Origin of the sequence: Herbaspirillum sp. UBA812, from assembly GCF_002296545.1 — a bacterium.
Lineage (GTDB): Bacteria > Pseudomonadota > Gammaproteobacteria > Burkholderiales > Burkholderiaceae_D > Herbaspirillum > Herbaspirillum huttiense.
This window is the reverse complement of the sequence record NZ_DBIC01000233.1, coordinates 658-9,642: the sequence shown is the minus strand read 5'-3', so window position 1 is coordinate 9,642 and position 8,985 is coordinate 658. Positions and strand designations below refer to the sequence as shown.

Below are 8,985 nucleotides of genomic sequence, written 5' to 3'. Positions count from 1 at the left end.
GCCGGAAGGCGGCATGTTCATCTGGGCCAGCTGGAAGGATGGCACCGATGCCACGGCACTGCTGCAGACCGCGGTGCGGCACAACGTGATGTACGTGCCGGGCAGCGCCTTCTATGCCACGCCATCCGATCCGGGCCATTGGCGACTTTCTTTCGCCAATGCCCAGCCGCAGGAGATCATTGAAGGCGTGACGCGACTGCGCCGTGCTCATGCCGAGGCGCAACAAACTCCCTCCTGATCCGCATGGGCGTGCCGTGATGCTTCCACGGTACGCCCGATGTTGCCGCACTGAACATGTTGCGGAGGCTGGACTTGACGCAAGTCAGCCTTGTGAGAGAGATAAGCATCGCTGAGGCGCTCTGCGGCCTCATCATCGCGGTTGCGATCCTGCTCGCCAACTGCCGTGATGCTGCGGCCCAGATCCATGAACTGGCGCCATCGTTTCCATCTTCCCCTGGTTTTCTGTTGTGCCCTGGCATTGGCCACGGGCGGGCTGCTGCATCTCTGGCACCTGCCACTCATCGCCGCGTGCGTCTGGAAAGTCAGTGCCGCGCTTGTGCTGCTCTTCGTTGTCAGTGAAACGGTGCTGTCCCTGTGGCACCGCCAGTGGGGGCTGGACCTGATGGCCTTGCTCACCCTGGCCGGTGCGCTGGTCTTGCAGGAGGAACTGACCGCAGCGGTGATCGCCCTCATGTTCGTCACCGGCCGTGCCCTGGAAAGCCACGCCGAACGCCGCGCGCAGCAGGAGATGTCGGCGCTGCTGGCGAAGGTGCCGCAACAGGCGCATCGTCACGAAGACGGCCGTGTCGTGGAGGTCGCGGTGGCAGCGATCCGGCCCGGCGACCGCCTGCTGGTGCGTCCCGGCGAGACGGTGCCGGTGGATGGCATCGCACTGTCCGCAGCGCTGCTCGACCAGGCCACCCTGACAGGCGAGTCACTGCCGGTCAATCTCGCCTCGGGGGCTGCGCTCTGCAGCGGCAGCATCAATGCCGGCGAGGCCTTCGACTTGCTGGCCACCAGCACGGCAGAGCAGGGGACCCTGGGCAACATCGTGCGCCTGGTCAGTGCCGCCCGTCAGTCACGTGCACCGGCAGTGCGGCTGGCAGACCGCTATGCCTTGCTGTTCGTGCCGCTGTCGCTCGCCTTGGCCGGGCTGGCCTGGCTCATCAGCGGTGACCCGCAGCGCGCGCTGGCGGTGGCCGTGGTGGCAACGCCTTGCCCCCTGATCCTGGCGGTACCAGTGGCGCTGGTGTGCGCCATGTCGCGTTGCGCCCAGCAGGGGATACTCATCAAGCACGGCGGTGCGCTGGAAAAGCTGGCGCAGCTGCATACCCTCTTCGTCGACAAGACCGGTACCCTGACTACCGGCAAGGCGCATCTGATGGCCCTGCATCCTGCGCCCGGCATTGGCGCTGATGAGTTGCTGAGACTGTCGGCGTCGCTGGAGCAGATGTCGGTCCATGCCATCGCGCAAGCCGTGGTCAGTGCGGCGCTCGAACGCGGACTCGATCTGGCGCTGCCCGAGCAGGTGAGCGAGTCCCCCGGTGCCGGATTGAGCGGCCGCGTGGAAGGGCGCGCGCTGCGTGTCGGCACCCTTGACCATGTGCTGGCCGGTGCGGCGCTGCCTGCCTGGGCTGTGCCGTTGAACCAGCGGATTGGCTATGAGGGAGTGGCGGGGGTGTATGTCGCCATCGAAGGGCGTTTTGCCGGGGTGCTGTTGCTGGCCGATGAAGTGCGGCTGGAAGCCCCGCGTGCGCTGCGCTTGCTGCGCACGCTCGGTGCCCAACGCATTGTCATGCTGACTGGTGATCGCCACGATGTGGCCACCACCATCGGCCGTGCACTGGGCGTGGACGAGATCCTGCCCGAGCAGAGCCCGGCCGCCAAGCTGGCGGCCATCACTGCGGCGCGCCAGCAGGGTGTCACGTTGATGGTTGGGGACGGGGTCAATGATGCCCCGGCCCTGGCCGCCGCCGATATCGGTGTGGCCATGGGCGCGCGCGGGGCTGCTGCGGCGGCCGAATCGGCGCAGGTGGTGTTGCTGGTGGATCGTCTGGATCGCCTGGTGTTCGCCGTGCAGCTGGCGCAGCAGACCCGCCGGATTGCCTTGCAGAGCGTGATGGCCGGTATGGGGCTATCGGTGCTGGCGATGCTGGTGGCCGCGTTCGGCTATCTGCCTCCGGTGGCGGGTGCGGTCCTGCAGGAAGGCATCGACGTGGCCGTCATCCTCAATGCACTGCGGGTGCTGACGTTGCAGAAGGACGTCTTGCGCAGCCGCTTGCCAGCTGGCGAGCGGGAGCGATTGCAGCAGGAGCATGCCGTGCTGGCACCGATATTGGATCGCCTGTTGTGGCTGGCCGGGCACAGCGATGTCCTCACGGTCAGCGCCTTGCGCGAGGCACTGCAGTCCCTGAACGGATTGCTCAAGACGCGCCTGCTGCCGCATGAAACCGAGGATGATGCGCGCCTCTATCCGCGTCTGGCGACATTGATAGGCGGCCGTGATCCGATGGCCGCGATGAGCAGCACCCATCGCGAAATCCATCGACTGAGCCGCACCATCGAACGGATTGCCGTGCAGCTCGGTACCAGCCCCGCTGATCCGTCGTTGGCACCGGCCACGGCGCAGGAGCTGCGGCATGCGCTGTACGCATTGGAGGCCATCCTGCGCTTGCATATCGCGCAGGAGGAAGAGCTTTTTCATGGGCTCTCCTCCTGAATGCTTCGCTTGCCGGGGATATTGTTTACGGATTACAGGTCGATCTTCATGCGCGCCACGACAGTGCGTTCCGCCCCCGGCATCACGTAGAGGTTGTTCCACGAGCCCGGATAGTAGTTGCGGTTGAAGAGGTTGTGCACGTCCAGCGACAGCCGCACATTCTTGCTCACCTGCCAGTAGCTCAGGAGCTTGACCGTCGCATACGCCGGCAACGAATAGGTGTCGGCGGTATTGCCCGAACGGTTGCCCACGTAGTTCACGCCGCCCCCCAGTCCATAGCGCGCGCCACTGGCCGTTGCATCTTCACGCATGACCAGAAGACCTGCGCTGTAGGCCGGAATGTTGGCCAGGCGCGTGCCGGCGGCTAGGGTCTTGTCCTTCGTCACGCGCGCATTGTCCCAGGCGAAGTTGGCCGAGAGGCGCCAGTGCGCATCGATCTGGCCATAGGCATCGGCCTCGAAGCCGGTGCTCTTGGCCTCGCCAGCTGCCACCTGGAAGCCGGGCGTATCGCTGGCGGTAAGGACATTGGTCTTGGTGATGTCGTAGACCGCGAAGTTGGCCCCCAGGCGTTCATCCGTGGTCTGCAGCTTGAGGCCGGCTTCATAGGCGGTCGAATGCTGCGGATCGAAGGCGCGGCCGCTGGCATCCACGCCGCTGTTGGCACGGAAGGATTTGCCTGCCGTCACATACACCGAACTCCAGGCCGTCGGCAGATAGGTGATGCCGGCGCGCGGCGACACGGCGCTCTGTTGCTGCGAGGTGGTGGTGACGCCGCCCACGCGGTTCTCGATGCTCTGCTTGTATTGATCCCAGCGCAGGCCCGCCAGCAATTTCCATTGCGGCGACAGGCTCAGCTGGTCCTGCACGAACACGCCCTTCACGCGCTGTCTTTCGTCCGAACTGCTGGTGCGGTTGGTCAGCGGCAGCAACGGGCTGCCATAGACCGGATTGTAGATATCGATGGGGGTATTGGCCGAGCGCAGGATTTCCGTATTCATCCACAGCGTCGATGCTTCTGCACCGATCAGGAGGGTGTGGCTGATGGCACCGGTGTTGAAGTTGCCCTGCAGCTCCGCCTGGAAGGAGGTATCGCGAGAGGGAAGCTGCCGCCAGGTGCGGGTGCGGTTGAGCGTGCGGTTGTCAGCGGCCAGCGGATTGGAGAGGGCCGCTTCGGTGTAATAGCCATCGAAGCTGCTTTCCTTGTAGCTGGCACCAAGCCTGGCACGCCACTGCTCGGACAGCGTGCGCTCCAGCGTCAGCTGGTGAGTATTGCTGCGCATGGCCATGTTGCCATCCGAGGGTTCGTTCAGGACGCGGTCACGCGGCAGTGTGCCCAGCACGCCGCGCACGTTGATCAGGCCGCGGTCCAGCGGTGTGCTGGCCTGCAGGAATTCGGCCTCGTAGTTCAGCAGGGTGTCCTTGTCGATCACCCAGGCCAGCGACGGGGCCACCAGCGAGCGGCGGTTGTTGAGCAGGCTGGAACGGCTGTCGCCTTCCTCGGTCATGGCGATCAGGCGATAGGCCAGGTTCTGGCTCAGGGGACCGGTGCTGTCCACCGTGGCACGGCGCAGGCCGCCGGTGCCGGCACTGAGTTCGGCGCTGTTCTTGCGCGTGAATTGCGGCTTTTTGGTGACGATGTTGATGGTGCCGCCCGGCTCGCTGCTGCCATAGAGCGCGGCGGCCGGGCCCTTGAGGAATTCGATGCGTTCGATGGTGGCCGTATCGCGGCGCGGATTGTAGCCGCGCGAACCGGGGAAGCCATTGACCAGGAAACCCATGTCGGTACTGCTGAAGCCGCGAATGGCAAAGTTGTCCCAGGTGCCGCCGAAGTCATTGAGGCGGCTGATGCCGCTGACGTAATCGACCGTGTCGGCCAGACGCACCGCACCCAGATCCTCGATCTGCTGGGTGGTCATCACGCGTACCGACTGCGGGAGTTCCATCAGCGGGGTATCGGTGCGCGTGGCACCGCTGGTGCTGGTGGCGTTGTAACTGCTGCTGGCCTTGTCGCGGCCAGCAGAGACGCTGATCTCGGGCAAGGCCGCTGCATTGCTGCCGGCGGCCGTGGCCGCATCGTCGGCCCAGGCCAGGGGCGCCACCGCCAGCAGACTGGTCAGCAGCCACGCGGCGCTGGTGGCGCAGCGGCAGGGAAGGGAAGTCGCAAATCCTCGGTGCATCATCATCGGTATTCAAACAGCCAGGCAAATAATCGGGCTGATGAATATAAATGATAATCGTTAACAATTGTTGGGAAATTGTAAGTTTATTGTGAAGAAAAGTCTGTTCAAGTTGTTATTTTGCAATGAGCGTCATTTCAGCGCCGAGATCTGCCCGTTGCGGATCAGCCGGGCGCGCAGCACGTTGCGGCTGATGTCGAGCAGGCGCGCGGCCTGTACCTGATTGCGTTCGCAAAACTCGAAGGCGGTACGAAATACCGTGTCTTCGATTTTTTCAAACAGGCCCGCCTGCGCTTGATTGAACAGGTTCTGCAAGGCCTGTTCCAGCGCTTGCAGGGGATCGTTGCTGCAATCGATGCCGCCATGCGCGGCGTATGCCGGGCGCCGCTCCACATGGGAGAGATGGAAGTGCTCGGCGCGCAGGCTGTCCTCCTGGCAGATCAGCAGCGCATGGTGGATGGCGTTTTCCAGTTCGCGGATATTGCCCGGCCAGTCGTGCTCGCGCAGCTTGCGTTCGCCTTCGGCATCGATGCGGGATGCGCCATAGCCCAGCCGCTGGCGATATTCATGGAGGAAGTGATAGGCCAGCGGCAGAATATCGGCAGGCCGCTCGCGCAAACGCGGAATGGCCAGTTGCACTACTTGCAGCCGGTAATACAGATCCTGGCGGAAATGCCCGGCCGCCACCGCATCCTGCAAGCGCACGTTGGTGGCGGTAATGACGCGCACGTCGATGGGGATGCTGCGCCGTGAACCCAGCCGCACCACCTCCCGTTCCTGCAGCACCCGCAACAGCTTGACCTGGATGGCCAGCGGCAGGTCGCCGATTTCATCGAGGAACAGCGTGCCGCCATTGGCCGCCTCGAACCAGCCGGCCTTGTGCGCGATGGCACCGGTGAAGGCGCCTTTCTCATGGCCGAACAATTCGCTCTCGGCCAGGCTCTCCGAAAACGCACCGCAATTCACGGCCACGAAGGGCGCATCCCGGCGATGGCTCAACGCATGCACGTGACGCGCGATCAGTTCCTTGCCGGTGCCGGTGGCACCGATGATGACCACATTGGCATCGCTCGGTGCCACACGCTGTACGCGTTCCAGCAGGGCCACCGAGACCGGATCATGGAACACCTGCGCCGTGGCGCGAATGGACGTGCCCAGCTTGCGCGCATGCGGCAAGGTCAGTAGCGGCGATGCGGTGCGCGCTGCAAGGTCGCCATCACCCTCCGGCGAAGAGGGCAGCGCATACAGATGGGCAGAGCGAGGGCTGGCATGCATGTCAGGCTCCGGGCTTGTGGAATCTCCTGCTCCGGGGGAGAGGCAGGAAGGGAAGGTGAATTGATTCTAACAATATGGAAGGAGCGAATTAACGATCAATTCAGCATAAGCATGCTCGGTATACGTTGGGTGATCGACCGAAAAAGCTTGTCTGACATGGGACTGATGATGGTCCGTCACCGTATGGCGACAGCTTCGCCACAGGAATGCAAAGCTGTCATACAGCTTGGAAAACTTAGTAAATAAAGAGAAACATCAGGGCGACTTTCCTGCTGCTCCAGCAGCAGCGCGTGAGCAGATTGCTGCTGCAGCAGTAGTTCGAATTTTTGCAAGTCCTTGATTTGAAAGGTTTCGCAGGGTGGCACGTTCTTCGCTGAATGAGTAGGGCGGATGCGATTGCGTCCTTCCTTCAGTCATCCAAGGAGAGCCTTCTTCATGAGCCGTCCCCTGCAAGTCGTCATCGTCGCCGGAAGCGGCCGCCGTCCCTCCCGTACGCTGGGCCTGCTCAATGCCATTGCAGCGCAGCTGGGCCAGCACATCGCCATCCAGACGGAAGTGGTGGCGCTTTCCGACCTGAGCGGCCAGTTGCTCAGTGCCACTGAACTGGCGCAGTTGCCCGACCCCGTACGCCAGAAGATCGCCGCCATTGAAAGCGCCGATCTGCTGCTGGCAGGCAGTCCCGTCTATCGCGGCTCCTATTCGGGTTTGTTCAAGCATCTGTTCGACCTGGTGCCGCAGGAGTCGCTGTTCGGCAAGCCCGTGCTGCTGGCCGCCACCGGCGGCAGCGATCGCCATGCGCTGGCCATCGATCATCAGTTGCGTCCGCTGTTCGCCTTCTTCCAGGCGCTCACGCTGCCGCTGGGCGTGTATGCCAATGCCCTGGAGTTCGACAACGAAACCATCATCAGTGCGGCCCTGCAGGAACGCATTGCCCTGACCGTGCGGCGGGCGCTGCCGGGGTTGCAAGGCCTTGCCGCATCGGCGGCAACATCCCGCGCCGTCCGCTGATCACCGCGCGCCATTTCATTTTCGATCACCCGATCATCCTCTTTTTCACAGGAGTTTTTTCATGAGCCAAGCCCCCGCTACCACGACCTCCGCCACCCCTCGCACCGATGCCGTCAAGTTCGCCTATTGGGTCCCCAACGTCAGCGGCGGCCTGGTGGTGAGCACGATCCCGCAACGCACCGACTGGAGCCTGGAATACAACCAGCGTCTTGCCGTGGCCGCCGAAAAGGCCGGCTTCGAATACGCCTTGAGCCAGATCCGTTTCACCGCCGGCTATGGTGCCGAATACCAGCACGAGTCGGTCTCCTTCAGCCAGGCCCTGCTGCACGCCACCACCAAGCTCAAGGTGCTGGCCGCGATCCTGCCCGGTCCGTGGCATCCGGCCGTGGTGGCCAAGCAGATCGCCACCATCGACCACATCTCGCAGGGCCGCATCGCCATCAACGTGGTCAGCGGCTGGTTCAAGGGCGAGTTCCAGGCCATCGGCGAACCCTGGCTGGAACATGACGAACGCTATCGCCGTTCCAATGAATTCATCCGCGCACTCAAGGGCATCTGGACCCAGGATGACTTCACCTTCAAGGGCGATTTCTATCGTTTCAACAATTACACGCTCAGTCCCAAACCGGTGCAGAAGCCGCACCCGGAAATCTTCCAGGGCGGCAGCTCCCGTGCGGCGCGCGACAACGCGGCCAGCGTCTCGGACTGGTACTTCACCAACGGCAATACGGTCGAGGGGCTCAAGGCACAGATCGATGACATCCAGGCCAAGGCCGCGCAGAACGGCCACAAGGTGCGCATCGGCGTGAACGCCTTCGTGATCGCCCGCGATACCGAAGAAGAAGCGCAAGCCGTCCTGCAGGACATCATCGACCACGCCCACGTGGAGGCGGTGCACGCCTTCGGCGACGCGGTCAAGCAGGCGGGCAAGGCTTCGCCTGAAGGCGAGGGCAACTGGGCCAAGTCCACCTTCGACGACCTGGTGCAATACAACGACGGTTTCAAGACCAACCTGATCGGCACGCCGCAACAGATCGCCGAACGCATCGTGGCGCTCAAGGCCATCGGCGTGGATCTGGTGTTGACCGGCTTCCTGCACTTCATCGAGGAAGTCGAATATTTCGGCCAGAAGGTCTTGCCGCTGGTGCGCGAACTGGAAGCGCGTCAGGCCACGGCAGCGGCTGCACCACAGCAGGCGCAGGCGCTGGAAGCGGTGGCATGAGCATGAGCGGCACGCTTGAGCTTGCGCTGCCCGCCCATGCGGGGGCAGACGCCGCCACATCGGCGCAGCGCTCGGTGCAGGCCGGCGTCGCGCCGGTCCTGCAGCTGGAGGGCATCAGCCTGTCCTTCGGTGGCGTGCAGGCCTTGCGTCATGTCGACCTGGCCCTGCATGAACGCGAGATCCTGGCCGTGATCGGTCCCAACGGCGCGGGCAAGAGTTCGCTGGTCAATGTCATGAGCGGGCTGTACCGGCCCACGCAGGGAACGGTCAGCCTGGCCGGACAGCGTTTCCGGCAGGTGCCCACTGCACGTCTGGCGCGGCTGGGCGTGGCGCGTACCTTCCAGAACCTGGCCTTGTTCAAGGGCCTGAGCGTGCGCGACAACATCGTGCTGGGCCGTGTCGATGCGATGCGGGCCAGTTTCGTGGAACAGATCGCCGGTCTCGGCCGCGCCCGCCGCGAGCGCAACGAGGCCCGTGCACTGGCCGCGCAGATGATGGATTTCCTCGACCTGCGCGCCCATGCGGAGCGTCCGGCAGGCGGCTTGCCCTACGGCCTGCAGAAGCGCGTGGAACTGGCGCGCGCA

General features: G+C 63.9%; 6 protein-coding genes and 1 pseudogene. 5 read left to right on the top strand and 2 right to left on the bottom strand.

From position 1 onward, the window contains the following. Positions 1–238, top strand: a pseudogene (locus B3873_RS15200) (PLP-dependent aminotransferase family protein); the annotation flags it as partial. Between the two features lie 186 nt (positions 239–424). After that, on the top strand, positions 425–2,719 hold the full coding sequence (locus B3873_RS15195) for a heavy metal translocating P-type ATPase (protein WP_287019501.1): 2,295 nt from the start codon (positions 425–427) through the stop codon (positions 2,717–2,719). Positions 2,720–2,751: 32 nt separating this feature from the next. Here B3873_RS15195 and B3873_RS15190 read toward each other — a convergent pair whose 3' ends face one another. Together B3873_RS15190 and B3873_RS15185 are read right to left on the bottom strand one after the other, a co-directional pair. Further along, complete coding sequence (locus tag B3873_RS15190) at positions 2,752–4,902, bottom strand: TonB-dependent siderophore receptor (RefSeq protein ID WP_286867081.1); 2,151 nt, start codon at positions 4,900–4,902, stop codon at positions 2,752–2,754. 126 nt (positions 4,903–5,028) lie between these two features. After that, positions 5,029–6,171: a sigma-54 interaction domain-containing protein gene (locus tag B3873_RS15185; protein WP_286867080.1), complete on the bottom strand. Its 1,143-nt coding sequence runs from the start codon at positions 6,169–6,171 to the stop codon at positions 5,029–5,031. A gap of 435 nt (positions 6,172–6,606) precedes the next feature. Between B3873_RS15185 and msuE the strand changes: the two genes are divergently transcribed. The 3 genes from msuE to B3873_RS15170 form a co-directional block, all read left to right on the top strand. After that, positions 6,607–7,179, top strand: coding sequence for an FMN reductase (gene msuE / locus B3873_RS15180; RefSeq protein ID WP_286867079.1), 573 nt, complete (start codon positions 6,607–6,609; stop codon positions 7,177–7,179). A gap of 61 nt (positions 7,180–7,240) precedes the next feature. Continuing rightward, on the top strand, positions 7,241–8,401 hold the full coding sequence (gene sfnG / locus B3873_RS15175; RefSeq protein ID WP_286867077.1) for a dimethylsulfone monooxygenase SfnG: 1,161 nt from the start codon (positions 7,241–7,243) through the stop codon (positions 8,399–8,401). Then, positions 8,398–8,985 (top strand): ATP-binding cassette domain-containing protein (locus B3873_RS15170; RefSeq protein WP_286867075.1); only part of this gene is annotated, 588 nt, incomplete at its 3' end. The genes sfnG and B3873_RS15170, both read left to right, overlap by 4 nt.